This window comes from Streptomyces sp. NPDC003247, from assembly GCF_042888135.1.
Lineage (GTDB): Bacteria > Actinomycetota > Actinomycetes > Streptomycetales > Streptomycetaceae > Streptomyces.
This window is the reverse complement of the sequence record NZ_JBIAPF010000011.1, coordinates 54412-77201: the sequence shown is the minus strand read 5'-3', so window position 1 is coordinate 77201 and position 22790 is coordinate 54412. Positions and strand designations below refer to the sequence as shown.

Here is a 22790-nt window from a genome sequence, read left to right as displayed (position 1 = left end):
GTCATGACCGATCTGGCCATCGCGGCGAACGGACTGCGCAAGTCCTACGGCGACAAGATCGTGCTCGACGGCGTCGACCTGAACGTGCCCGAGGGAACGGTCTTCTCCCTGCTCGGGCCGAACGGTGCCGGCAAGACCACCGCCGTCAAGATCCTCTCCACCCTCGTCACCGCCGACGCCGGGCAGGCCCAGGTCGCGGGCCACGACATCGCCGCGTCACCGGACGGGGTGCGGGCCGCGATCGGCGTCACCGGGCAGTTCTCCGCCGTCGACGGGCTGATCACCGGCGAGGAGAACATGCTCCTCATGGCGGACCTGCACCACCTGCCCAAGCACGAAGGGCGCCGGGTCACCGCCGAACTGCTGGAGCGCTTCGACCTGGCGGAAGCCGCGAAGAAGCCCGCCGCCGGCTACTCCGGCGGCATGAAGCGCCGCCTCGACATCGCCATGACCCTGGTCGGCGCCCCGCGGATCATCTTCCTCGACGAGCCCACCACCGGCCTCGACCCGCGCAGCCGCCACACCATGTGGCAGATCATCCGCGAGCTGGTCTCCGACGGGGTGACCGTCTTCCTCACCACCCAGTACCTGGAGGAGGCCGACGAACTCGCCGACCGCATCGCCGTCCTCCACGACGGCCAGATCGCCGCCGAGGGCACCGCCGAGGAACTCAAGCGGATCGTCCCCGGCGGACACGTCCGGCTCCGCTTCACCGCCCCGGACACCTACCGGAGCGCCGTCTCCGCGCTGGGCGAGGCCGCCCGGGACGACGAGGCGCTGGCGCTTCAGATCGCCGGCGACGGCAGCCAGCGCGCGCTGCGCTCCCTCCTCGACCGGCTGGACGCGGCCGGCGTCGAGGCCGACGAGCTGACCGTGCACACCCCCGACCTCGACGACGTGTTCTTCGCCCTCACCGGCAGCACCAAGGTCCCCGCCCAGTCCGAGGAGTCCGCCCGATGAGCACCCTGTCCCTGGCCGTCCGCGACTCCTCCACCATGCTGCGCCGCAACCTCCTGCACGCCCGGCGCTACCCCTCCCTCACCCTGAACCTGCTGCTCACCCCGGTCATGCTCCTGCTGCTCTTCGTCTACATCTTCGGCGACGTGATGAGCGCGGGCATCGGCGGCGCCGACCGCTCCGACTACATCGCCTACATCGTGCCCGGCATCCTCATGATGACCATCGGCGGCACCGTCGTCGGGACCGCGGTGTCCGTCTCCACCGACATGAACGAGGGCATCATCGCCCGCTTCCGCACCATGGCCATCCACCGCGGCTCCGTGCTCGTCGGGCACGTCGCCGGCAGCGTGCTCCAGTGCGTCGCCAGCGTGGTCCTCGTCGGCGCCGTCGCCGTGGCCATCGGCTTCCGCTCCACCGACGCCACCGCCCTGGAGTGGATCGCGGCGTTCGGGCTGCTCACCCTGTTCTCCCTGGCGCTCACCTGGATCGCGGTCGGCCTGGGCCTGGCCAGCCCGAACGCCGAGGCCGCCGCCAACAGCGCACAGCCGCTGATCCTCCTGCCGCTCATCTCCAGCACCTTCGTCCCGGTCGACGCGATGCCGGGCTGGTTCCGGCCGATCGCCGAGTACCAGCCGTTCACGCCCGCCATCGAGACCCTGCGCGGACTGCTGCTCGGCACCGAGATCGGCCACGACGGATGGCTCGCGATCGCCTGGTGCGTGGGCCTCACCCTGCTCGGCTACTTCTGGTCGGCCTCGACGTTCGACCGCGACCCGAAGTAACCGCCGTGACAGCGCGGGACACCTCCCGCACCTCGTACCGCGGGCCCGGCGGCGTACACCGACACCACGTCGGGGTACGCCGCCGGCCTTTGCGTCGCGGGAGGACGACACCTCGGGGCGGGCGTACGGGTACGTGTCACCACGGCACCCCTCTCTCCTCCACCACCACCAGCCGCGACACCGCCCGGGTCAGCACCACGTACAGCCGGTTCAGCCCCCGTTCCTCCGCCTCGACGATCGCGACCGGTTCCACGGCGACGACGTGGTCGTACTCCAGGCCCTTGACGGCGGTCGCGGGGACGACCGTCACGCGGGTGCTGGTGTCCTCGGGGCCGGAGGCGGTGGGGACGCCGGCCCCGGCGAGCGCGCGGCGGATGCGGGGCGCGTCGGCGTCGGCGGTGACGACGCCGACGGAGCCCTCGTGGGCGAGGGCGTCGCGGACCGCGGCCACCACCGCCCCCGGCAGGTCACCGGCCGCCCCGCGGACGGCGAGTTCACCGTCCCGGCACAGGGAACGCGCGGGCGGCACGTCGGTGTCGAGGCGGGCCAGGAGCCGGTTGGCGAGCGCGAGGACCGGGGCGGGGACGCGGAAGCCGGTGGTCAGCGGGACCACTCTCGCCTCGGGCTTGCCCAGGTGGGTCAGGAGGTCCCGCCAGGAGCGGGCGGCCCAGGGCGTGGTGCCCTGCGCCAGGTCGCCGAGGACCGTCAGCGAACCGAAGGGCACACGGCGGGCGATGGCCCGGCACTCCATCGGGGAGAGGTCCTGCGCCTCGTCGACGACGACATGGCCGTATCCCCCGGGGCGTTCGAGGAGCCCGGCGACCTCGTCGAGGAGGACGAGGTCTGCGGACGACCAGCGTGCGGAACGGGCCGAACGGGGTGCGCCCGGCCGGTGCAGGGCCGCCTGCTCCTCCGGGGTCAGGATGCCGGCCGCCGCACGCGCCAACTCCCCCGGATCACCGAGGAGCCGGGCCACGACCTCCTCCGGGCGCGCCTTCGGCCAGACCGCGTCCACACAGGCGCCCACCGGGCGCGCCCGTTCCATCCGGCGGAGCCAGGAGGCGGGGCGCGGGCCGCCCCGCTGTTCGGCCTGCTCCTGGATCCGGCGCACGATCCGGCTGCGTACCCGCTCGCGCCCGACCTCGTACGGCGGCTCCTCGGCGAGGACGCCGGTCACGATCCGCGCGACCTCGTCGCCCGTGACCCGCCGGCGGTAGGGCCCGTCCGACACCGTGAGACCGTCCGCACCACCCGCCCCACCATCCGCACCACCGGCACCACCCGCACCACCACCGGCACCACCCGCACCACCACCGGCACCACCGGCACCACCCGCACCACCTGCCCCAGTCGCCTCCACTCCGCCGTACAGCGCCCGGCGCAGCACCTCGGCCATGCGTGGGTCGTGCTTGACGGCGGCGGTGGGCGCGGGGTCGGTGACGGTGACCGGGTGCCGGGCGATCTCGTCGGCCAGGGTCGACTGCCGTACGCCCGTCTCGCCGAGGGAGGGCAGGACCTCGGCGATGTAGGAGAGGAAGGTGCGGTGGGGGCCGAGGATCAGCAGGCCGCCGTGGCGGAAGCGGCGGGGGTGGGTGTAGAGGAGGTAGGCGGCCCGGTGCAGACCGACGGCGGTCTTGCCGGTGCCCGGGGCGCCCTGCACGCACACCGACTCGGCCGGTTCCCCGCGGACGAGGTCGTCCTGCTCGGGCTGGATCGTCGCGGCGATGTCGCGCATCGGGCCGACCCGGGGGCGTTCGATCTCGCGGGCGACGAGGGCGCTCAGCCCGGCCTCGCCGCGTCCCAGGTGCTCGTCCTCCAGGCCGGTCAGATCGGCGGAATCACCCCGGCTGCCCGGCGCCCAGCCGAACCGGCGGCGGACGGCGACGCCCTGCGGGTCGCGGGCGCTCGCCTGGTAGAAGGGGCGCGAGACGGGGGCGCGCCAGTCGACGACGAGCGGCGGGACGGCGGGGTGCTCGCCGACGCGGACGCGGCCGATGTGGTGGCTGAGGCCCGCGTGCTCACCGCCGGTGCCGTCCGCGAAGTCCAGGCGGCCGAAGAAGAGGGGACCTTCGGGGAGTTCCCGCAGCGCCTTGGCCCGGCTGCGCAGCCGGTACCCGAGCACCTCGGCGTCGGCACCGGAGGCGGAGACGTCCTCACCGGTGACGACCTGGACGTCGGCACCCGCCAGCATCCCGGCGAGGGCCGCCCGGCAGGCGTCGTGGTGGGCGCGTTCCCGCAGGAGCGCCGCGGCGAGGCCGGGGTCGTCGCCGAGCGGGCGGGCGTCGGCGGGGATGTCGTCGGCGGAGGGCGGTCGGTCGTCCTTCGAGGCAGGGCGGGGTGACGTCATGGCCCGAGCGTACCCACAAAACGTAACTCAGTTAATTTTTTTACTCAGCCTCACACCGTGCGGCGGCCCCGCCGGACGGCCGGCCGGTCACCGGGTCGAGTGGTTCACCGCCCGGCCGACGGCCTGGCCAGCCACGGCAGTCCCCCCTCCAGCGCCGCGAACGCCCGTTCCGCCGCCGTCACCGCCTCCGGCCGTACGTCCTCCACCCGCTCCCCCGCCGCGATCCGCCGCCAGTTCTCCTCGGCGAGGATGCGCCGTACGGCGATGATCTGGCCGGCCGCGAGCCGGGCGTCGAGGTCGCCGCCGAGGGCGTCGGCCAGGGCGGCCTCGGACCGTTCCAGATGGGCGTGGAGGCGGGCGACCAGTGCCGGGGTGCCGTACAGGAGGGCGTGGAAGGCGCGCACCTCGGGGTCGTCGTTGAGGCCGGTGACCGGGTCGGCCGCGGCCAGGCCCGCGAGGAAGTGCCGGCGCAGGGCGGCCAGCGGCGCGGCCCCCTCGTCCCGCGCCCCGGCGACCACCTCCGCCGCCTCCCGCTCGTGGTCGGCGATCCGGTGCAGGACGAGGTCCTCCTTGGCCGGGAAGTACCGGAAGAGGGTCGGCTTGGAGATCTCCGCCGCGGCGGCGACCTCGGCGACGGACACCGCGTCGAAGCCCCGCTCCACGAAGAGGCGGACGGCGATCTCCGACACGGTCCGGTACATCCGCCGCTTCTTGCGCTCACGCAGGCCGGTCTCGCTCATGGGGGGAGCCTACGCAGCCCGGGCACCCGTGCCTCCCGCAGCCTCGACGCCGAGGGAGGCCCCGCCCGCCCGTCGCGCTCAGCCGGCGGCGTGAGGGCCCGGGCTTCCGTTGGTCAGGGGCCCCGCCGTCAGGGGGTGGGCCACGCTCCACATCGTGTCGAAGAGCTCCCTGCGGCGGCGGATGATCTCCCGCGCCTGCGGACCGTCGTCCCGGTGCCGGCGTGTGAGCAGCGAGTCGTAGCCGATGGGGTCGAGCAGTTGCTCCGAGCCGACCGCGCCCGGCCCATGAGGCGGGACGGCAGGGCCGTACTCGTCGGGCCGCAGCTCGATCTTGTCGTAGATCCCCTCGAACGCCTGGTCGTCGTTGACGAGGTACAGCTTGAGCTGGGGCGACATGTGCAGGGTGCGGAACTCGACCGACAGGGCGCCCTGGCCGTGATGGTGCATACGGCCGATCATCCCCTTCAGATCCGCCTCGTAGCCCTCGATCTTCCGCACCAGATGCGCCCGGAACCCCGGGGCGTCCGCGGCCCGGCCGTCCGCCCGCACCAGACCCGGTATGTGGATCTGTCTGGTGAAGTCGGGCACCAGGATCCGGAGGGACACGGAGCGCCGGGGGTTCGGGGGCAGACTGCCCAGCAGCTGCTTCAGCGGGACTGCGAAGGTCTCGCCGGTGAACCCCCACGCGGCGAGCCGCACGTCCTCCCCGTTCCACAGCGCCTGACGGAACTCCTCCGCCAGAGCAGTCGGAGAGACGTCCGCGCCGCCGTGCGGCCGCTGGGCCTGGGTGAGTTCCGCGACGCCGTCGCTGAGGACCCGGATCGTGGCCCGCAGGTTCTCCGCCTCCTCCCGCTGCGCCTCGTGGGCCGAGTTCAGTCGCTGCACCTCGCTGTAGAGCACATAGCCCACCAGGCTCAGCAACGCCCCGCCGATGTAGGCCTTGCCCTCCAGCGCGTCCCCCACGGGCTTGACGAACTGGGCGACCAGCCCCACGGCGAAGACGGCCAGCAGCAGCAGCCGCGACACCGTGCTCTCCGCCTGCGCCCAGCGGGCCGCCGCCCTGCTTCTCAGTGATGCCCGAGACATCAATTCCCCCTGTAGGCACACGCCTTGGAACGAGCCCGCTCATGGTGCACGGTGGCAGGCCGGGTCAGGAAGAGGACATCGGCATCACATCCGGGGCCCGTCGGCGTCGGCGTCGCCCTCACCCACCGGCTGGAGCAACGGCCCGTACGACCCGAGCACCGCCTTGGCCCCCGCGTTCCGCAACCGCGCCCGCTTCTCGGCGTTTCGTCCGTAGCCGATGAACGGGACGCCCGCCCGCTCCGCGGCCTCGACGTCCGTCGGGGTGTCCCCGATCATCACCGCGTCGCCCGGTGAGAGGCCAAGGCCCCGCAGCGCCCGCTCGATGACGTCGGGGTGCGGCTTCATCAGGCCGGGGTCGGCGGTTCGGCCGTGGACGCCCTCGAAGTACTGGCGCAGCCCGTGGGCCCGGAGGTAGAAGTCGACCGCTCGGGGAGCGTTGTTGGTGACGACGGCCAGCCGTGCTCCCCGGTCGGCCAGCCACCGGACGAGATCGTCCGCCTGCGGTGTGGGCCAGGCGGTCCGGGCGGCGTTCAGTTCACCGCGGGCGACGAGTTCCTCCAGGCGCTCCGGGAGATCACCGAGTTCCCGGTCCCGTCGCGCCCGGTGCACGGCGCGCAGCACCACATGCGGGTCCTTGTCCGTCCGCTCCCGCGCGCAGAGGACGTCCAGGGCGCCGAAGGACTCGACGCAGCGCCGGAGTTCGTCAGCGACCCGCATCGACGACCCCAGCGGGAAGAGCCGGCAGAGGGGGCCGTCGAAGTCGAACAGGACGCAGCCGGCGCCCGCCTCTCCCGCGCCGCCCGCCAGGAGCTCCCTCGCGTGCTCGACGTCGTCGAGATCACCGTTCATGCCGTTCCATCCGCTCCTCGGTTCGGCCGCCCCGGTCTCCGTGACGCCACCGCGGCGGCGCCCGCGCCACCGGGTCCTCGCCAGGGACGGCGTCCAGCCCCGGGTGGCGCCGAGGCTCCGCTCCCCGCTCCACCGACCGGGCCGCGGGGGCTCATCTCCGACGACGGACCACCCGGCAGGCCCATGACGGTGTGGTGGCCCGTGTCCCTCTCGCCCGCGGGGCCGCGCCGCCGTACCTCAGTGGGGGTGCGGCTCATCGCTCTTTGCGTTCCGCGAAGCAGACGTTGCCGCATAACCGCACAGAGTAGCCCCTCGGTCGCCTTCGTCGCAGTGTGTCACCAGGTGTGCCCGGGGCACCTCCGTCCTGGCGCGCGTCGGGCCGAAGCGGTCTTCTAGTGCACGGGAGTCGGCGAAGGCATCATGGCCCTCAAGGAGACCGGCGGGCTTGCTGCCGTCTCGCATCCGAGGCTCACCACAGGGGGTAGTGAGTGTCTCCTCGTACTCCGGGCGGCGCCGGCGCGTCCAGACTCGACCGCATCCGCCAGTCCTTGAACGAGTGGAAACCCCGCCTGGTCAAGTGGCTGCTCGCGCTGGTGGCCGTTCTCGCGCTCGCCGCCGAGATCATCGCCCCACTCGGCAACGCGCTCAAGGGCCAGGGGTTCCTGGGCGGATCGTTCGCCGCGCTGATCGCCCTCATCCTCTTCGACGCCATCAGCGACTCCGAGCCCCGGGAGGTCTCGGGCGTCTACGTGCTCGCCCACCTCAACGACCTGCGGGATCCGTTCCGTGAGGCGTTCGAGGCGCGGCGCGTCCGGGTCGACTTCTCCGGGTTCACCATGCAGACCCTGATCGATCTGCTCCGGGGCCCCCTGGAGCGGATGGCCGACGAAGAAGTACGCACCCAGGAACTCACGCTGCACGTCATCATCGCCCATCTCAACCTGCCGATGAGTCTCCCCGGACGGCTGGACCCCGCCCCGGACGGCAGCCGGCACCCGCCCGGGACGCTCTACTTCGCCGACGCCCCGGAGAACCGCCTTCGCATGCGGGAGGACTTCACCAAGCCCCGCTGGAACGACCTCAAAGAACTCCTCGACCGCGTCCACGAGCGGAACCCGGGCATCGCCATCACGTGCGAGGTGCGGGAGTCCCCGCAGATACCGGAGCGCAAGTTCTACATCCTCAACCAGGAGAAGATCTTCTACGCCCCCTACGGAATCGTGGACACTCGGGTGCGCCGGCACGACGCCCTGTACCGGATCCTCGACACGGCCGGCTTCGGACTGCGGTACGGCAAGGCCCGCATCATCGGCTGGGACGCCCGGTCTCCCTCCCGTTCCACCCAGGCCATCGCGGAGCACCACATGGAGTGGCACCGCAATCTGTGGGAGAAGCTCGACTACATCAAACCCGAGACTCCCGTCATCGCGGATCCCCGGTGGGTTCCGCCGGAACACCGGGGGGTTGGCTGACGCAGGCGCGGACCGGGCCGGTCCGCCTCACCTCGGTGAGCACCTGTTCCAGTGACGCCACGACGTGGGTGACGCCCGCGGCCCTCAGGGGTGCGGCCTGCGCCTCGCGCCGGGCGTAGCCCAGGAAGGGGACCCCGGCCTCCGCCGCGGCCAGGGCGTCCGTGGGGGAGTCGCCGATCGCCAGCGCGTCGCGGGGTGCCGCGTCCAGGGCGGCGAGTGCGCGGTGCAGTGTGTGCGGGGGCGGCTCCAGACGGCCGAGGTCCGCCGTGCGGCCGTGGACGGGGGAGGCGAAGCAGGACGTCAGACCGCGGCCGGCCAGGCCCCGTTCCCGCAGCCATCGCACCAGCGCGTGCGCCACGTCCTGCGCCGGGCACCCGGCGAACAACCGGCAGATCGGCCCGTCGAAGTCCCACAGGACCACTTTCGCCCCGACGACCAGTTCCCGGAACTCGCTCGATTCAGCAGTCACCAAGTGAGTGTCAGGTCCGTGGTGATGGTTTCCCAGAGGGCGTCGAACCATTTCCGCGACTCGTTCACGAAAGCCGCCTCGTTCGGTCCCCGGCCCGACGCGAAGGCGAAGAGCAGCGACTGGGAGTCGAGCACGTCGTACATGTTCAGCGTGGCGTCGTCGATGGACTCCTCGCGGCGCGTGACCGTGTAGTACGCCATCAGCGCCTCCGTCCCGTTGAGGAGGTACAGCTTCACCGGCGGGGTGAAGGGCAGCGCGCGGAAGCTCACGCTCACGTCGACGCCGTGCGAGGAGCGCAGCGCCACGAGGTTGTGGCGCAGCACCTGCCCCTGGGCGTTGCGCAGCGCGAGCCAGCGCTGGTGCACCCGGTCCTCGTCGTCCTGCCCCTCGATCGGGACCGGGAAGGCGAGGTCGATGTCGCGGGAGGGCAGCAGGATGCGGACGTCGACCCGCTCCGGGCGGATGCGGCCTTCGTGGATGCGGCGCAGCGGCTCCCCCAGGGCCAGCATCAGGCTCTCGGCCGTGAGGCAGGCCGCGTCGATCCGGACGTGCGGCACGGTGAAGGCGTCCGCGAGGCGGGGGGCCAGCGCGACCATGGTCGGCTGTGGCTCCCGCCCGTACGCGTCGGTGCTCGGCGCGGCGATGCGCGGCGGGCTGCCCTTGTTCACGTTGCTGAGCAGCCCGTCGTCCTGGAGCAGCCGCAGGGCCTGGCGGACGGCGCCGCGTTCCACGCCGAACTCCTCGGCCAGTTCGGCCTGGGTGGGCAGGCGGTCGCCGGCCTTGAGCTGCCCGACCCGGATGCGTTCGCGCAGGACGTCGGCGATCTCCCGGAAGCTGAGCCGCCGGCTGCCGTCCACTGCCGTACTCTCCTCGGTCACACGCCCACGGTACGGCCCTTCAGCCGCCCAGGTGCAGGTCCGAACTGATGGTCTCCCACAACGCGTCGAACCACAGGTGGGACTGCTCGACGAAGGCGCGGTCGCGCGGTCCGGCGGCCGCCTCGAAGCCGAACAGCATCGACTGCGCCCCCTCCGCGTCGTACATCTCCACGTGCTCGTCGTCGATCCCCACCTCACGGCGCCTCACCGTGTAGTAGGCGAACAGGGTCTCCGACCCGTTGAGGAGGTAGAGCTTGACGGGCGGGGTGAAGGGCAGCGCGCGGAAGGCGACGCTCACGTCGATGCCGTGCGTGGAGCGCAGCGCCAGCAGGTTGTGGCGCATGACCTGCGCCTGCGCGTTGCGCGTCGCGAGCCACTGCCGGTGGACGGGACGGTCCTGACCGGCGCCGTGGCCCTCGACCGGCACCGGGAAGGCGAGGTCGATGTCCCGGGACGGCAGCAGCACCCGCACCTCCACACCGGCCGGTCTCAGCTGCCCGGCGTGGATCTGACGCAGGGGTTCGCTGAGGGTGAGGGTGAGGGTGGTCGAGGTCAGGCACACGGCGTCGATACGGACGCGCGGGGCGGCGAAGGCCGCGGTGATCCGGGGGGCCAGGGCCACCGCGGTGGGCAGCGGCGGCGCCCCGGAGCCGAGGGGCCCCTTGTCCGGGGCGGCGGCGATGGTCGCCGGGCTGCCCTTCGACACGTTGGTCAGCAGCCGCTCCTCGTGCAGGATGCGCAGCGCCTGCCGTACGGTGCCGCGCTCCACGCCGAACTCCTCGGCCAGCTTGGCCTGGGTGGGCATGCGCTGCCCCGGCCTGAGCTCGCCGGCCCTGATACGGGCGCGCAGTTCGTCCGCCACCTCGCGGTAGGAGCGCTGAGGCGGCCGCGGTCTCCGCCGACCGTTGACCAGGGCACTTTCCGACGTCACAGCAGAACAGTACAACTTTGCGCCATCTTCCGGCAGTTGCTCGGTAGATGGTTACCAGACACTTCCAAGTCGGCACCATATTAGCTAAGTTGGCGACCAACTCGCCCAACATGGCCGTACTTCGCGGGGTTGGTCGGGCTCCCCTCCGGAGGGGAGCCGGGAGCCCGGCCGTTCAGCGCACCCCGCGCACGGACAACCGATCGGCACAGCCACAACCGAACAACGGGCACGACCGCACAGCCACAACTGAAGAACGGCACCACAGCACATCGCCGGATCGGCCGCGGCGGCTACGGATCATCACGCACGGCACCGCCCCCCACGGCAGGAGGGAGCTCAGAACATGTCCGGGCACCAAGGCCGCCTGGACGTACGCAGCAGGGCGTCGGCCGACCTGGCGGCGCCCGCTCGTTCTTCCCCGACGCTCCCCAGCGCCGCCAGCCGGACCGCGGACTCGTCGCCCAGCCACAGCCTCGCCAGCCCGGCCGCGTCCAGCACGAGGTCGGCGCTCTGCGTCGTCGGGGTGCAGGACCCGCCCAGCGGCGACGCCTCCAGCCGGAACCGGCCCCCGGTCAGACCCCCCGGGTCGGCCACCTCCAGCACCAGCGTCCCCTCCGCCCCGTACGTCCGCGCCTCCAGGGCCCGTACGACGTCCAGGATCCGCACCCACAGCCAGTCCCCGTGCGTGGCCTGCCGCGCGGACCGCGGGTCCGGCAGCAGGAAGGGGAGCAGGTCGTCGGGGGCGCGCCAGCCGCTCTTCACCTGCGTGACCCAGTCGATCGAGCAGAGGTAGCGCCACAGCGCGCGCTCGGCGGCCGGGCCCGCCGCGAGCAGCCAGTTCACGCTCACCGTGTGGTGCGGGCGCTTGTCGGGCCAGTGGTCGTCCGAGGTGTACGAGGCCAGGCCCTCGACCTCGCCGTCCGGCGAGCGGTACAGCGCGTAGAAGGGCTCGGTCCACGACGGCTCGAACCGTACGGCGCCGGTGTTGCGCTGCCACCACAGCTCGTCGCGGCTGACGGCGCCCGGCTGGGCGCGGCGCACCCGCTCGTGCAGGTCGGGGCCCAGCTTGCGGACGTCCTCGCCGTCGACGAGGTCGATCCGGCCACCCGCCTCGTCCTGGCCGGAGCGGCGGGGGTCGAGTCCGGTGCGCGGCACGTCGACGGTCCACTCGGTCGCCCAGGTGGCGGGGCCGAAGCCGTACCGGCCGTAGATCGGGTACTCGGCGGCGATCAGGGTGGCGACGACGGCGCCGCGCTCCTTCGCGGCCGCCAGGTCCTGGCCCATCATGCGGTTGAGCAGGCCGCGGCGGCGGTGGGTGGGGGTGACGGTGACGCCCGTGACGGCGTTGGCCGGGACGGACCCGCCGCCCACGGCCGTGACCTGCTGGTCGAAGGACTTGAAGGTGGCCACGCACCGGCCCGCGTCGAAGGCGCCCAGGTGGCGGCCGGGGACGAACTGGCTCCGGCGGCTGCTCAGCTCGCTCTCCCCGACCACCGGTTCGCGCAGGAAGCCGGTGTGCACGGCACGGAGCCAGTGGGGGAACTCGTCCTCGGTGACGGGACGTATGTCGAGTGCGTCGGCTCGGTGGGTCATGACGTCACCGTAGGCAGGGTGGGGTGGGTGCCGTCGAGGCCTTTTCGGCCCCGCCGCGCGCTGCCCCGCCCGCCCCGCCCCGCCCCGTACCGCTACCTGCCGTCTGCCGCTGCCGCCTGCCGCCTGCCGCCTGCCGCCTGCCGCCTGCCGCCTGCCGCTGCCACCTACCGTGCGTCCGGTCCGCCCGGGTCCGCCCGGCGGCCGGCCTACACCAGCAGGTCGTCCACCTGTGCCTCCCCCTCCCGGTACCGGCGGGTGATCTCCGCGCCGCAGCCGTCCGCCGTCCGCTGGAGGCGCTGCCGGCAGCGGGAGACCTGCTGCTCGTAGCCGACGAGGCGGGCCATCGCCTCGTGGAGCTCCGGGTCGGTGCGGGCGGCGAGGTCGGAGAGCTCGACCTCGGCGAGCATGTCCGCGGCCAGCCGCCCGTACTCCTCGCTGTGCGGGGTGCCCAGGGTGACGTGGCGGGCGGAGGAACGGTGGCGGGCCGGGGCGTCGGTGAGGATCTCCGGCAGGCGGGCGACCACCGAGTCCCCGGCCGGTTCGGGCACGGCCGCCGGCCCACGGCGGGCCAGCTCGGCGCGCAGGATGTCGATACGGCCCTGGAGGAGCCGTCGTACGTAACTGAGGTCCGCCTCGTCGCGCTGCGCGTCCCGGCGCAGGGTGCGCAGCTCGGGCAGGCTCAGGCGGGCCGTGTCGTGCTCGGGCGGCTCCGCGGGCAGCCTGCACGGCGGACTGTCGGTGCGCTGCACGGGCGGCCGCTGGGTGGTCGTCCCCAGCGGCCCGGTGCTTGGTGTGCTCATGTGGCTCTACCGTCCCCTCGACCGGCGTGTGGGAGCATCGTGCCACCCCAAGTGACCCCTATGTGACCGAGTGCCCCCGAACGGCCCAGATCCGGGCCAAAGGATCAAAAAGAATCCCCTGGCCGGCGGTTGCGGGGGCGCACGGCATGATGGTCCGCATGCGTGCAGTGGTGCAGAGGGTGGACGGCGCGAGCGTCGTCGTGGACGGCGAGACGGTGGGCGAGATCACCGGCGAGGGCCTGTGCGTCCTGGTCGGGGTCACCCACGAGGACACCAAGGAGAAGGCGGCCCAGCTCGCCCGCAAGCTGTGGTCCCTGCGGATGCTGACCGACGAGAGGTCGTGCAGCGACATCGACGCGCCCCTGCTGGTCATCAGCCAGTTCACCCTGTACGGCGACGCCCGCAAGGGCCGCCGGCCCACCTGGAACGCGGCCGCCCCCGGTGACGTCGCCGAGCCCCTCGTCGACGAGGTGGTGGCGCGGTTGCGCTCGCTGGGCGCGACGGTGGAGACGGGACGCTTCGGCGCGCAGATGCGGGTGTCGCTGACGAACGACGGCCCGTTCACCGTGCTGATCGAGGTCTGATCCGGACCGCCGGGACCGGAGGCCTCAGGTCCCGGTCCGAACCTCACGGGTCCGAACCTCACGGGTCCGGACCTCACAGGTCCGGACGCCACAACTTCGGCCCATCCGTCGGCAGTTGTTCCCGAGTTGTTTATGGATCCCCGCCACGTGGGGATAAGTACAGCGAAGTTGGTTGCCAACTTGGCCATGTTGGCGGCGAACGCCGCCGGATCCCTGACTTCCCTGTCAGCCCAGGTGGGTCGGACCCGAGGTCGTCGGCAACCGATCACCGGGGCCTGTAGCAGCGGGCCCCGGAAGACCCGGACCGCCCCGGGGGTCACAGGCCTCCGGGGCGGCGGTCGTGCTTTCCCTACGGAGAACGGTGGAGTGCCCCTCCCCTTCCCGCCGTATCCCTTTTCCCGTACCCCGGCGCGGTATTGCGCCGCCCGGACGCTGGGCATCTCTCCGGCACGGTGCACGCGGCTGCTACCGCGGGCGCCACTCACCTGGGCTGACGAAGGGAGCGGGGCATGGGACACCACCTGCCCGGAGAAAGGGGATCCGGCTCACCACCGGAGACGAGGGACGAGGGGGCCGGCGTCGCGCGGCTGCCGATGTCCAACGCGATCGCAGCGGTGATCATCGCCGTCGCGGCGCTGCTGGGCGGCATCACGGTGCTGCTCGTGATGCCGGGGACGCTCGAGGCGCTGGGCACCGCGGTGACGATCAGCGGTTCGGGCTTCACGCTGGCGGCGAAGATCGCCGTTCCGCGCTGACCCGGTCCACCGCACCGGCACCCCGCCGGGGCCCGCCGTGCGGGGCCCGGCGGGCGACGGCCGCGCGGGTTTCCCCGCGCTCTGGGTTCCCCGCGCTCAGGGTTCCCCGCGCTCAGGGTTCCACGACGACTTCCTGGGACGCCGCGGTGCTGTTCGCGACCAGGGGGGCGTCGACCGGGACGTTCCGCTTGACCAGGGCCAGGGCCACGGGGCCGAGTTCGTGGTGGCGCGCGGACGTGGTGATGAAGCCGATCTTGCGGCCGTCGGGCCCGTCGGCCGCCAGGCGCAGCTCGGTTCCGGCGGGCGGGAGGTGCACCTCGCTGCCGTCCAGGTGGAGGAAGACCAGGCGGCGCGGGGGCTTGCCCAGGTTCTGGACGCGGGCGACCGTCTCCTGCCCGCGGTAGCAGCCCTTCTGGAGGTGGACCGCGGTACCGATCCAGCCCAGCTCGTGCGGGATGGTGCGGTGGTCGGTCTCGAATCCGAGCCGCGGGCGGTGCCGCTCGACGCGCAGCGCCTCGTGGGCGAGGATCCCGGCCGCGGGGCCCGCCGTCCCGGCGTACGACTCCAGGTCGGCGCGCGGGAGGAACAGGTCGCGGCCGTACGGCGTCTCCCGGACGACGACGCCCTCGGGCACCTCGGCGATGGAACCGGCCGGCAGGTGCACCACCGCGAACGCGTCGGTCCGGTCGGCGACCTCGACCCGGTAGAAGAACTTCATCGACTCCAGGTACGCGATCAGGGCGTCCTGGGTGCCGGGTTCGACATGGGCCCAGACCGTCGCGCCGTCGTCGACGAGGTAGAGGGCGTGCTCGATGTGGCCGTTGGCGGAGAGGATCAGCGCCTCGGTGGCCTGGCCCGTGGGCAGGTCGGTGACGTGCTGGGTGAGCAGGAGGTGCAGCCAGCTGAGCCGGTCCTCACCGGAGACGGTGACGACTCCCCGGTGCGAGAGGTCGACGAATCCGGTGCCGTCGGCGAGGGCGCGCTGCTCGCGGAACAGGTCGCCGTAGTGGGCGGCGACGCCTTCGTCCACGCCCTCGGCGGGAACGGCGCCGGGCAGGGACAGCAAGGGGCTCTTCATGAAGCCAAGCCTACGACTCGGTAGTTGAACTCTCGCTGGTCGAGCCCTTGAGCGAGCAGTCCTTGCACCGGCCGAAGATCGCGAAGTGCTTCATGTCGGTCTCGAAGCCGAACGTCGCGCGCAGCTTGGCCGTGAACTCGGCGGCGATCTGGATGTCCGCCTCGATGACGTCCCCGCAGTCGCGGCAGACCAGGTGGATGTGGTGGTGCCGGTCGGCGAGGTGGTAGGTGGGCGCACCGTGGCCGAGGTGGGCGTGGCTGACCAGCCCGAGCTCCTCCAGGAGCTCCAGGGTCCGGTAGACGGTGGAAATGTTGACCCCCGACGCGGTCTTCCTCACTTCCACGAGGATGTCGTCGGGGGTCGCGTGCTCCAGGGTGTCCACGGCTTCGAGCACGAGTTGCCGCTGCGGGGTCAGCCGGTAGCCGCGCCGTCGCAGATCGCTCTTCCAGTCGGTGCCTTGGGTGCTCGCCACACAGGAGAGTCTAGGACTACTTGCAGAGTCGAGGACTACTTGAAGAGTCGAGGACTACTTGAAGAAGGCGATGCCGTCGTCCGGCATGTCGTCGGGCAGGGCCTTGGCCCAGCGCTCGACGTCCTCCGGGGTGACGACCTTCTTCAGGTGGGCGGACATGTAGGGGCGCAGCTCGACGTCGGGGGTCTGCTTCTCGCCGACCCACATGAGGTCGCTCTTGACGTAGCCGTACAGGCGCTTGCCGCCGGAGTACGGGCGGGAGGCCGCCGTCCGCGCCACCGCGTCCGTGACCAGGTCGATCTGGGGCTTCTTGTCGGCGAGCTCGCCGTACCAGATCTCGATGACGCCGTCGTCGCGGGTCATCGTGACCTCGACCTTGCGGGCGCCGTCGATCCGCCAGAAGCCGGACTCGGACTCCAGGGGCCGGACCTTGTTCCCGTCCTTGTCGAGGACCCAGGTGTGGGAGTGGTACTCCAGGAAGTCACGGCCGTCGTGGCCGAAGGTGACCTCCTGCCCGAAGTTGCACTTCTCGGAGCCGGGGAAGTCGTGCACGCCCGCGCCCGCCCAGCTGCCGAGCAGGAAGGCGAGCGGGACGAGGTCCTTGTGGAGGTCGGACGGGATCTCGATCATGGGTGGCAGTTCCTGGACGTGGTCGGTCAGCGCTGGCCCTGGTACAGCTTCTTCACGGTCAGCCCGGCGAAGGCGAGGACGCCGACGCAGACCAGGACCAGCAGGGCTTCGAAGAAGATCTCCACGGGGTGCTCCTCGGATGAGCGTGCTTCAGGTGTGCGTACAACAGGGCCGGGCCCCAGCTTACGCGGCCGGGGCCCGGCCCTCTCCGTGAGGTGTGCCCTCGCGGGCGTCAGCCCAGCAACTGGCTCTGGAGCGTGACCGTCTGCTGGAAGGGGACGGCGGCGGCGCCGCCCGCGCGGCTCTGAAGGATCACCGCGTAGACGTCGCCCGCGGCGAGGGCCGCCGCCCGGACCTGTTCCGCGCCGTACGGCTCGGCCTCGGCGTGCAGGACGCGTTCGATCTCCGGGACCCCGGGCTTCGTCTCGAAGGTCTCCTCGTACGGGAGCGTCTCCGCGCCGCGCACCTGGCGGACCAGGTCGGCGTAGGGGACGGCCTCGCCGGCCATGACGGTGTCCACGACGAACGCCGTGTCGAACTGGAGGAGGTAGATCCGGGTCCGGGTCCCGTCCGGGGTGGTCCAGCCACGGGCCGCTATGTGCCTCAGGCCGTGGTCGACGAGCTTCTGCCCCAGTTCCGCGCGGTCCTCCTCCAGCGCGTACTCGGCGAGGTAGTCCTCCGTCCCCAGCCAGCCGTCCGCGCCGCGCAGCGCCTTGTCCTCGGTGGCGCCCTCGGGCGCGGGCAGGAGGAGGGCGCGCAGGTCGGCGTGGTGGGTGCCGGCCGGGTTGGCCTCGTCGAACGGGCCGGGGCTGCCCGACGGCAGCGGCGGCCTGGTGAGCGTGGGGTAGTCCCACCGCCCGTCCGACTCCGTCGCCAGCCCCGGAACGTCCGTCCGCTCCATGGCGGAGATGCCGTACGCCGTGGCCGTGCCGACCGCCGCGAACACGGCGACGGCGGCGGTCCAGCGGAGGACCGCCCACAGGACCCGACGGTCCCGGGCGGGCCGGAGCGCGGGGGGCGGCTCGGGTGCGGGGGGCGCCTCGGGGGCGGCGGTTGGCTCGGGTGCGGGGGGCGCCTCGGGGGCGGCGGTTGGCTCGGGGGCGGGCGGCTCGGGCGCGACGGCCGGCTCGCTCGCCGGATCCGCGACCTGCCGCTGCTCGTTCTGCTGCTGCCCGGTCTGCTGCTGCTCGATCTGCTGCTGTTCGATCTGCTGCTGTTCGATCTGCTGCTGCTCGGTCATACCGCCGCCCCCGGCTCCGCTATGCGCTCGAGTTGGGTGCGTAGGAAGGTCGCCGCTCGTGCGGTGTCGAGCGGCTTCACGCCGGTCGCGGTGGCGGTGACCAGGACGTCACCGACGTAGGCCGAGCAGTACATCGCGTCCAGTTCCTCGTCGTCGTCCTCGGGCGGCAGGAAGCACTTGGCGTCCTTGTGGCCCTTGATCTGCGGGCCCTCGCGGAAGATGTCCAGGGCGGCGAGGAACTCGTTCTGGAAGGTCGCGATGCCCCGGACGGCGTTCTGGTCCGCCATCCGGGACAGCACGACGCTCATCGTGTACAGCCCGTCGTTCGTGTACGGGTCGGGCGGCCCGCTGAGGTAGCTCCGCATCGCCATGCCCTGGATGTGCATCTCGTCGATCCGCTGCTCGAGCTGCTTGCGCTGGGAACGCGGCAGACCGCTCAGCGCCTCCTTCTGGAGGGCCGTGGCCTGGGCGCCGCCCAGCTGCGCGTCGGAGCCGTACTCGCCGAGGTCCGGGCCCTGCGACCAGCCGTCGGTGCCGTAGGGCACGAGGGTGGCGGCGAGCCCGGTCGCGGTGGGCGCCTCCGTCCGCACGGACGCCGTCTTCGGGAACGTCCACACCGGGGCCCCGGCGTCACGGTCGGCGCCCCGCACGGTCACGACGGTGCAGCCGACCCCGGCGAGGAGCGCCCCGGCCAGCAGCACGGACCCGGCGACCACGGCGGCGCGGCCCCGCCGAGCGGGCTTCTCGGGCGCCTCGGTGAGTTCGGTGGGCTCGGCCGGCTCGTCGGTGTCCGGGGTGTCTCGTGTGTCGGTCACAGCCGCTCCATCTGCCGCCGGGCCAGATCCGTGATCGTCTTCTCGTCGACCGGCTCGTCACCGCTGACGAAGATCTCCATGGCGATGTCCCCGCGCCAGGCAAAGGCCTCGGCCCCGTACACCGGCTCGTAGCCGGGCTCGACCTCCGGCTCGGTGTGCACGTACGCCATGCCGTCGCCGGTGCCGGGAACGGTCCAGCTGTCCGTCGTCTCGTCGTCCTCCGCCGCGCGCTGGTTGTTGTGACTGGCCGTCTCGGCCGCGAGGGTCTCCCGCTGCCGGTACTGGACCAGCCGGATCTCCACGGTGTACGCCGAGCCGACCTCCCAGCCCGTGACGGCCGCCCTGCGGAACTCGGAGCCGATGAGGTCATCGAAGATCCAGCTCGACTTGGTGTAGGTGTCGGCGTAGGCGGCCAGGTCCATCCAGCCGTCGTCACCCAGCCAGTCGGCGTCCCTGGCGCCCTTCGGCTTCGACAGCAGCAGCTCGCGCAGGTCGCCGTCGGTCTTCACCCGCCGGTCCTGCGCCGCCGGCAGTGGCGCGGGGGCGGGGCCCTTCGCCTGGGCGATCTCCGGCTGCGAGAGCGACGGCAGCTTCGTCGGCTCACGGTCGGCCTGCACCAGGTAGCCGGTGCAGGTACCGGCCACCAGGCCCAGCACGGCGGCCCCGGCGATCAGCACGGCGGTACGCCGCCCACGCCGCACGGGCCGCGGTTTCCCGGCGGCTTCTTCCGCGCCCTCGCCCTCGTTCCCGCAGCCCTCGTTCCCCCCGGTCTCGACGAGCGCCTCCGGCGGCGCCTCGCCCGGTTTCCCACCGGGTAACCCGTCGGGTCTCTCTCCGGATCCCTCTCCGGGTCTCTCTCCGGCTGTCTCGCCGGGTTTCTCCTCGGGCAGCCCGTCGGCCCCCGTCTCGCTCGTTCCCACACCATTCCCCTCAGGACATGAAGCGCGTCTTCCGTATCGCGCTGCACAGGAGACTCATGGGCGGCACAAGCCGTTGTGGGGATCTTGATTACGATTCAGGCATGGCGAAGAAGCTGGTGATCAAGGTGACGGCGGGGGCCGATGCGCCCGAGCGGTGCTCGCAGGCGTTCACGGTGGCGGCGGTGGCCGTGGCCAGCGGGGTGGAGGTGTCCCTGTGGCTGACCGGGGAGTCCGCCTGGTTCGCGCTGCCGGGGCGCGCCGCCGAGTTCGAGCTGCCGCACGCCGCGCCGCTGCCCGACCTGATCGACTCGATCATGGCGGGCGGCCGGCTCACGCTGTGCACGCAGTGCGCGGCCCGGCGGGACATCACGGAGAAGGACGTCCTGGACGGCGTACGGATCGCGGGCGCGCAGGTGTTCGTGCAGGAGTCGCTCGCCGAGGACACCCAGGCACTGGTCTACTGACGGCGCTTCTTGCCGTCCAGTTCGTCCCACCACTCGTCCGACGTGGGGTCCCCCGACGGGTCGTCCCACCAGCGGTCGTCGGGGCCCCGGCGGTTGGCGACCATCGCGGCGACCGGCGGGATGACCATCGCGACCACGCACATCCCGACGGCCACGGGCACCGACCACAGGCGCACGACGCCCCAGGCCAGGACGAAGAGCCCGACGCAGACGCCCATCATGGCGAAGTACGTGTGGCGCCGCCGTGCGTACATGCGTCCAGGGTAGGTCCGTGGCGCCGGCCCGGGCAGCCCGAAGGGCCGCACCCCTGGCGTCCAACCCGCGGGGTGCGGCCCTTCGGTCGTTCACCGGTCCGTCCGGACCGTGAGCAGCCCGTCCGGACCGTCAGCAGTCCGTTCAGACCGTCAGTAGTCCGTTCAGACCGTCAGCGGTCCGTTCAGACCGCGATCGCGACCTCCGCGAGGCCGCCCTTCTGGGCGACGACCGTGCGGTCGGCGGTGCCGCCGGGAACGAGCGCACGGACGGTCCAGGTGCCCTCGGCCGCGTAGAAGCGGAACTGGCCCGTGGCGGAGGTCGGGACCTCCGCGGTGAACTCGCCGGTCGAGTCCAGCAGACGGACGTAGCCCGTCACCGGCTCGCCGTCGCGGGTCACCTGACCCTGGATGGTGGTCTCACCGGGCTTGATCGTCGAGGCGTCCGGGCCGCCGGCCTTCGCTCCACACATGGCTTTCTCCAGAAGGGGTCTGACCAGAAGGTCGGTCGGGTGGGGGTTACTTGTTGGCGCCGAGCTCGATCGGCACGCCGACGAGCGAGCCGTACTCGGTCCAGGAGCCGTCGTAGTTCTTGACGTTCTCCACGCCCAGCAGCTCGTGCAGCACGAACCAGGTCAGGGCCGAGCGCTCGCCGATGCGGCAGTACGCGATGGTGTCCTTGGCCAGGTCGACCTGCTCGTCGGCGTAGAGCTCCTTGAGCTCGTCGTCCGACTTGAAGGTGCCGTCGTCGTTGGCGTTCTTCGACCACGGGATGTTGCGGGCGCTCGGGACGTGGCCCGGGCGCTGCGACTGCTCCTGCGGCAGGTGGGCCGGGGCGAGCAGCTTGCCGGAGAACTCGTCGGGCGAGCGGACGTCGACCAGGTTCTGCGCGCCGATCGCGGCGACGACGTCGTCACGGAAGGCGCGGATCGAGGTGTCCTGCGGCTTGGCCTTGTACTCGGTGGCCGGGCGCTCGGGCACCTCGGTGCCGTCGACCAGCTCGCGGGCGTCCAGCTCCCACTTCTTGCGGCCGCCGTCGAGAAGCTTGACGTTCTCGTGGCCGTACAGCTTGAAGTACCAGTAGGCGTAGGACGCGAACCAGTTGTTGTTGCCGCCGTAGAGGATCACCAGGGTGTCGTTGGCGATGCCCTTCGCCGACAGGAGCTTCTCGAAGCCCTCCTGGTCGATGAAGTCGCGGCGGACCGGGTCCTGGAGGTCCTGCGTCCAGTCGATCCGGATCGCGTTCTTGATGTGGTTCTTGTCGTACGCGGACGTGTCCTCGTCCACCTCGACGACGGCGATGTTCTCGTCGTCCAGGTGGTCCTGCAGCCAGTCGGCGTCGACCAGGACGTCGCTGCGGCTCATGCTCGTTCTCCTCCGGGGCAGTTGCGGCGGGGGTGTGCAAGAAAGAGGGTGCGCGACCGGGCTTCGCCGGCGGCCGGCGCACGGATGCCCTCGAGCGAGGGCGCCGGGAGGCGCGGAAGGCCGGCGGCGCTTCCGCTCAGGAGGCAGGGCGACAGAGCATGGCGGCGACGCGGCACAGGTCTACTGCCCGCCGCTTCGTGAGATCCGCCTGTCGCTGCATCATGCGGTCGATCGTAGGGACGGACAGGCGGGCATGTCACCGGCGTGTCGTATGGTGAGACGCGATCGTCCGAATGGCGGAACGGGGAGGGGATCCGGGAGGTCGCCGCGGGCATGCCGACCGTACGCGCCCGCCATGCCATCTGCGGTGCGGACGCAGGCGTCTCGCCCTTCGGACCCAGGTCGCCCGGCGGGGGCGCCGAAGGCGCTCCTACCCGGCCAGCCGGACGTCGGAACCCTTCACCGTGATCTGCACGCCCTTCGCCCCCGCCTCGACCTTGTCGAGCCGGATGCCGCCGGGCAGGTCGTCGATCTTCTGCTCGAAGTCGGTGATGGAACGGACCTCGTCCTCGGCGGTCTGCACACCGCCGAAGCTGGGCAGCGAGTCGGCGTGGACGCGGACGGTGTCGCCCTCGACGGCGACCGAGCTGAGGAGGGGATAGGTCTTCTTCGCGCCCAGCGCGGTGACCTCGACATCGACCTTGATCTTGCCGTTGCCGCCGTCGGAGAGGCCGACGACCTGGGCCGTCACCCCGGGGAAGACCTGCGTCGCCTCGGGCTTCGCGGCCTTCAGCAGCTCGGCGTAGGTGAGGGAGGCCGTGCCGGTGGCGGTGGCCGCGGTGGCGGAGCTGTAGTCGCCGGAGAACTCGACGCCCTTCATGTGCGCCTCGAGGTCGTCGATGCGGATCGTGCCGCCCTCGGTGCCCGCCGCCTCGTAGGCCGGGATGCCGACCTCCACGTCGTCCAGCTCGCCGCCGACGACCTGGGTGAGGAAGGGGAAGCCGTTGATGGACACGTCCGGGGTGGCCGCCAGGTTCTCGCTCGTCTTCAGCCTGTCCGCGACCTCGCCCTCCGCGAAGTTCACGGCGAGACGGTCGGCGAGCACGAAGAGGCCGCCGAGGACCACCACGAGGACCAGCAGTATTCGAAGCGCGCGCATTGCGGTCGTTCCCCCACCCGGATGGTCTGACAGTCAGTTCATGGACGAGTCACGGTAACCCCGCGCGGAAGGGGCGCCACCGGATTGTCGATCACCTGTGACAGACGGCGCGCGGGGCGGCGGTCGGCGGCGGCGGACCGGGGCGCGCCG

Annotated in this window: 26 protein-coding genes; 6 read left to right on the top strand and 20 right to left on the bottom strand. The window is 72.1% G+C overall.

All coding sequences use genetic code 11. The annotated features are described in order from the left end of the window. Positions 1 to 3 precede the first annotated feature (3 nt). Complete coding sequence (locus ACFYWQ_RS31970; protein ID WP_389521250.1) at positions 4 to 960, top strand: ATP-binding cassette domain-containing protein; 957 nt, start codon at positions 4 to 6, stop codon at positions 958 to 960. Continuing rightward, positions 957 to 1742 carry an ABC transporter permease gene (locus ACFYWQ_RS31965; RefSeq protein WP_389521249.1) on the top strand — a complete coding sequence of 262 codons (786 nt, stop codon included), beginning with the start codon at positions 957 to 959 and terminating at the stop codon, positions 1740 to 1742. The genes ACFYWQ_RS31970 and ACFYWQ_RS31965 overlap by 4 nt, the downstream gene beginning before the upstream one ends. A gap of 136 nt (positions 1743 to 1878) precedes the next feature. Here ACFYWQ_RS31965 and ACFYWQ_RS31960 read toward each other — a convergent pair whose 3' ends face one another. From ACFYWQ_RS31960 to ACFYWQ_RS31945, 4 genes are all read right to left on the bottom strand, one after another. After that, a complete protein-coding gene (locus tag ACFYWQ_RS31960) occupies positions 1879 to 4089 on the bottom strand; it encodes a HelD family protein (protein ID WP_389521248.1) in 2211 nt (736 codons plus the stop codon). Positions 4090 to 4193: 104 nt separating this feature from the next. After that, entirely contained in the window at positions 4194 to 4829 is a 636-nt protein-coding gene (locus ACFYWQ_RS31955; protein WP_389521246.1) for a TetR family transcriptional regulator, read from the bottom strand. 78 nt (positions 4830 to 4907) lie between these two features. Then, the gene (locus tag ACFYWQ_RS31950; RefSeq protein WP_389521245.1) at positions 4908 to 5915 is read right to left on the bottom strand and encodes an ATP/GTP-binding protein; all 1008 of its coding nucleotides are present in this window, start codon (positions 5913 to 5915) and stop codon (positions 4908 to 4910) included. A gap of 84 nt (positions 5916 to 5999) precedes the next feature. Then, positions 6000 to 6764 carry an HAD family hydrolase gene (locus ACFYWQ_RS31945; protein WP_389521243.1) on the bottom strand — a complete coding sequence of 255 codons (765 nt, stop codon included), beginning with the start codon at positions 6762 to 6764 and terminating at the stop codon, positions 6000 to 6002. A gap of 548 nt (positions 6765 to 7312) precedes the next feature. On the opposite strand from ACFYWQ_RS31945, the gene ACFYWQ_RS31940 reads away from it, so the two are divergent. Then, positions 7313 to 8236, top strand: a complete 924-nt coding sequence (locus ACFYWQ_RS31940) for a hypothetical protein (RefSeq protein ID WP_389521241.1) — start codon at positions 7313 to 7315, stop codon at positions 8234 to 8236. Here the strand turns inward: ACFYWQ_RS31940 and ACFYWQ_RS31935 are convergent. The 5 genes from ACFYWQ_RS31935 to ACFYWQ_RS31915 form a co-directional block, all read right to left on the bottom strand. Further along, the gene (locus ACFYWQ_RS31935) at positions 8187 to 8705 is read right to left on the bottom strand and encodes an HAD family hydrolase (RefSeq protein ID WP_389521239.1); all 519 of its coding nucleotides are present in this window, start codon (positions 8703 to 8705) and stop codon (positions 8187 to 8189) included. The two genes, ACFYWQ_RS31940 and ACFYWQ_RS31935, sit on opposite strands and share 50 nt — an antisense overlap. Then, positions 8702 to 9583 carry a GntR family transcriptional regulator gene (locus ACFYWQ_RS31930; protein ID WP_389521237.1) on the bottom strand — a complete coding sequence of 294 codons (882 nt, stop codon included), beginning with the start codon at positions 9581 to 9583 and terminating at the stop codon, positions 8702 to 8704. The genes ACFYWQ_RS31935 and ACFYWQ_RS31930 overlap by 4 nt, the downstream gene beginning before the upstream one ends. Before the next feature lie 19 nt (positions 9584 to 9602). Further along, a complete protein-coding gene (locus tag ACFYWQ_RS31925; protein WP_389521235.1) occupies positions 9603 to 10514 on the bottom strand; it encodes a winged helix-turn-helix domain-containing protein in 912 nt (303 codons plus the stop codon). A gap of 336 nt (positions 10515 to 10850) precedes the next feature. After that, a complete protein-coding gene (locus tag ACFYWQ_RS31920) occupies positions 10851 to 12107 on the bottom strand; it encodes a GNAT family N-acetyltransferase (protein ID WP_389521233.1) in 1257 nt (418 codons plus the stop codon). 206 nt (positions 12108 to 12313) lie between these two features. After that, positions 12314 to 12907 (bottom strand): aerial mycelium formation protein, encoded by a 594-nt coding sequence (locus ACFYWQ_RS31915; protein WP_389521231.1) that lies wholly within the window; start codon positions 12905 to 12907, stop codon positions 12314 to 12316. Positions 12908 to 13065: 158 nt separating this feature from the next. Between ACFYWQ_RS31915 and dtd the strand changes: the two genes are divergently transcribed. Together dtd and ACFYWQ_RS31905 are read left to right on the top strand one after the other, a co-directional pair. Then, positions 13066 to 13491 (top strand): D-aminoacyl-tRNA deacylase, encoded by a 426-nt coding sequence (gene dtd / locus ACFYWQ_RS31910; RefSeq protein ID WP_389521229.1) that lies wholly within the window; start codon positions 13066 to 13068, stop codon positions 13489 to 13491. Positions 13492 to 14000: 509 nt separating this feature from the next. Then, a complete protein-coding gene (locus tag ACFYWQ_RS31905) occupies positions 14001 to 14246 on the top strand; it encodes a hypothetical protein (RefSeq protein WP_389521228.1) in 246 nt (81 codons plus the stop codon). Positions 14247 to 14358: 112 nt separating this feature from the next. Here the strand turns inward: ACFYWQ_RS31905 and ACFYWQ_RS31900 are convergent, their stop codons facing one another. The 6 genes from ACFYWQ_RS31900 to ACFYWQ_RS31875 all read right to left on the bottom strand — a co-directional run bounded on the left by ACFYWQ_RS31900 (position 14359) and on the right by ACFYWQ_RS31875 (position 19182). Beyond that, the gene (locus ACFYWQ_RS31900; protein ID WP_389521227.1) at positions 14359 to 15324 is read right to left on the bottom strand and encodes a YgfZ/GcvT domain-containing protein; all 966 of its coding nucleotides are present in this window, start codon (positions 15322 to 15324) and stop codon (positions 14359 to 14361) included. A gap of 10 nt (positions 15325 to 15334) precedes the next feature. Next, positions 15335 to 15796 (bottom strand): Fur family transcriptional regulator, encoded by a 462-nt coding sequence (locus tag ACFYWQ_RS31895; RefSeq protein WP_389521225.1) that lies wholly within the window; start codon positions 15794 to 15796, stop codon positions 15335 to 15337. 54 nt (positions 15797 to 15850) lie between these two features. Next, positions 15851 to 16426 (bottom strand): FABP family protein, encoded by a 576-nt coding sequence (locus ACFYWQ_RS31890; RefSeq protein ID WP_389521223.1) that lies wholly within the window; start codon positions 16424 to 16426, stop codon positions 15851 to 15853. 232 nt (positions 16427 to 16658) lie between these two features. After that, positions 16659 to 17666 carry a hypothetical protein gene (locus tag ACFYWQ_RS31885; protein ID WP_389521221.1) on the bottom strand — a complete coding sequence of 336 codons (1008 nt, stop codon included), beginning with the start codon at positions 17664 to 17666 and terminating at the stop codon, positions 16659 to 16661. Further along, positions 17663 to 18481: a hypothetical protein gene (locus tag ACFYWQ_RS31880; protein WP_389521220.1), complete on the bottom strand. Its 819-nt coding sequence runs from the start codon at positions 18479 to 18481 to the stop codon at positions 17663 to 17665. The genes ACFYWQ_RS31885 and ACFYWQ_RS31880 overlap by 4 nt, the downstream gene beginning before the upstream one ends. Next, positions 18478 to 19182 (bottom strand): hypothetical protein, encoded by a 705-nt coding sequence (locus ACFYWQ_RS31875; RefSeq protein WP_389521218.1) that lies wholly within the window; start codon positions 19180 to 19182, stop codon positions 18478 to 18480. Before ACFYWQ_RS31875 ends, ACFYWQ_RS31880 begins: the two co-directional genes overlap by 4 nt. A gap of 320 nt (positions 19183 to 19502) precedes the next feature. On the opposite strand from ACFYWQ_RS31875, the gene ACFYWQ_RS31870 reads away from it, so the two are divergent. Beyond that, positions 19503 to 19865: a DsrE family protein gene (locus ACFYWQ_RS31870; protein WP_385070300.1), complete on the top strand. Its 363-nt coding sequence runs from the start codon at positions 19503 to 19505 to the stop codon at positions 19863 to 19865. On the opposite strand, the gene ACFYWQ_RS31865 is transcribed toward ACFYWQ_RS31870, so the two are convergent. The 5 genes from ACFYWQ_RS31865 to ACFYWQ_RS31845 all read right to left on the bottom strand — a co-directional run bounded on the left by ACFYWQ_RS31865 (position 19859) and on the right by ACFYWQ_RS31845 (position 22640). After that, positions 19859 to 20119 carry a DUF3099 domain-containing protein gene (locus ACFYWQ_RS31865; RefSeq protein ID WP_389521215.1) on the bottom strand — a complete coding sequence of 87 codons (261 nt, stop codon included), beginning with the start codon at positions 20117 to 20119 and terminating at the stop codon, positions 19859 to 19861. The genes ACFYWQ_RS31870 and ACFYWQ_RS31865 overlap by 7 nt on opposite strands. Positions 20120 to 20301: 182 nt before the next feature. Continuing rightward, positions 20302 to 20589 carry a DUF1416 domain-containing protein gene (locus ACFYWQ_RS31860; protein ID WP_009189358.1) on the bottom strand — a complete coding sequence of 96 codons (288 nt, stop codon included), beginning with the start codon at positions 20587 to 20589 and terminating at the stop codon, positions 20302 to 20304. Between the two features lie 46 nt (positions 20590 to 20635). Next, positions 20636 to 21481 (bottom strand): sulfurtransferase, encoded by an 846-nt coding sequence (locus ACFYWQ_RS31855; RefSeq protein WP_389521213.1) that lies wholly within the window; start codon positions 21479 to 21481, stop codon positions 20636 to 20638. 136 nt (positions 21482 to 21617) lie between these two features. Then, positions 21618 to 21701 carry an Ms5788A family Cys-rich leader peptide gene (locus ACFYWQ_RS31850; RefSeq protein WP_385102562.1) on the bottom strand — a complete coding sequence of 28 codons (84 nt, stop codon included), beginning with the start codon at positions 21699 to 21701 and terminating at the stop codon, positions 21618 to 21620. Between the two features lie 210 nt (positions 21702 to 21911). Beyond that, entirely contained in the window at positions 21912 to 22640 is a 729-nt protein-coding gene (locus ACFYWQ_RS31845; RefSeq protein ID WP_389521211.1) for a DUF2993 domain-containing protein, read from the bottom strand. Positions 22641 to 22790 lie beyond the last annotated feature (150 nt).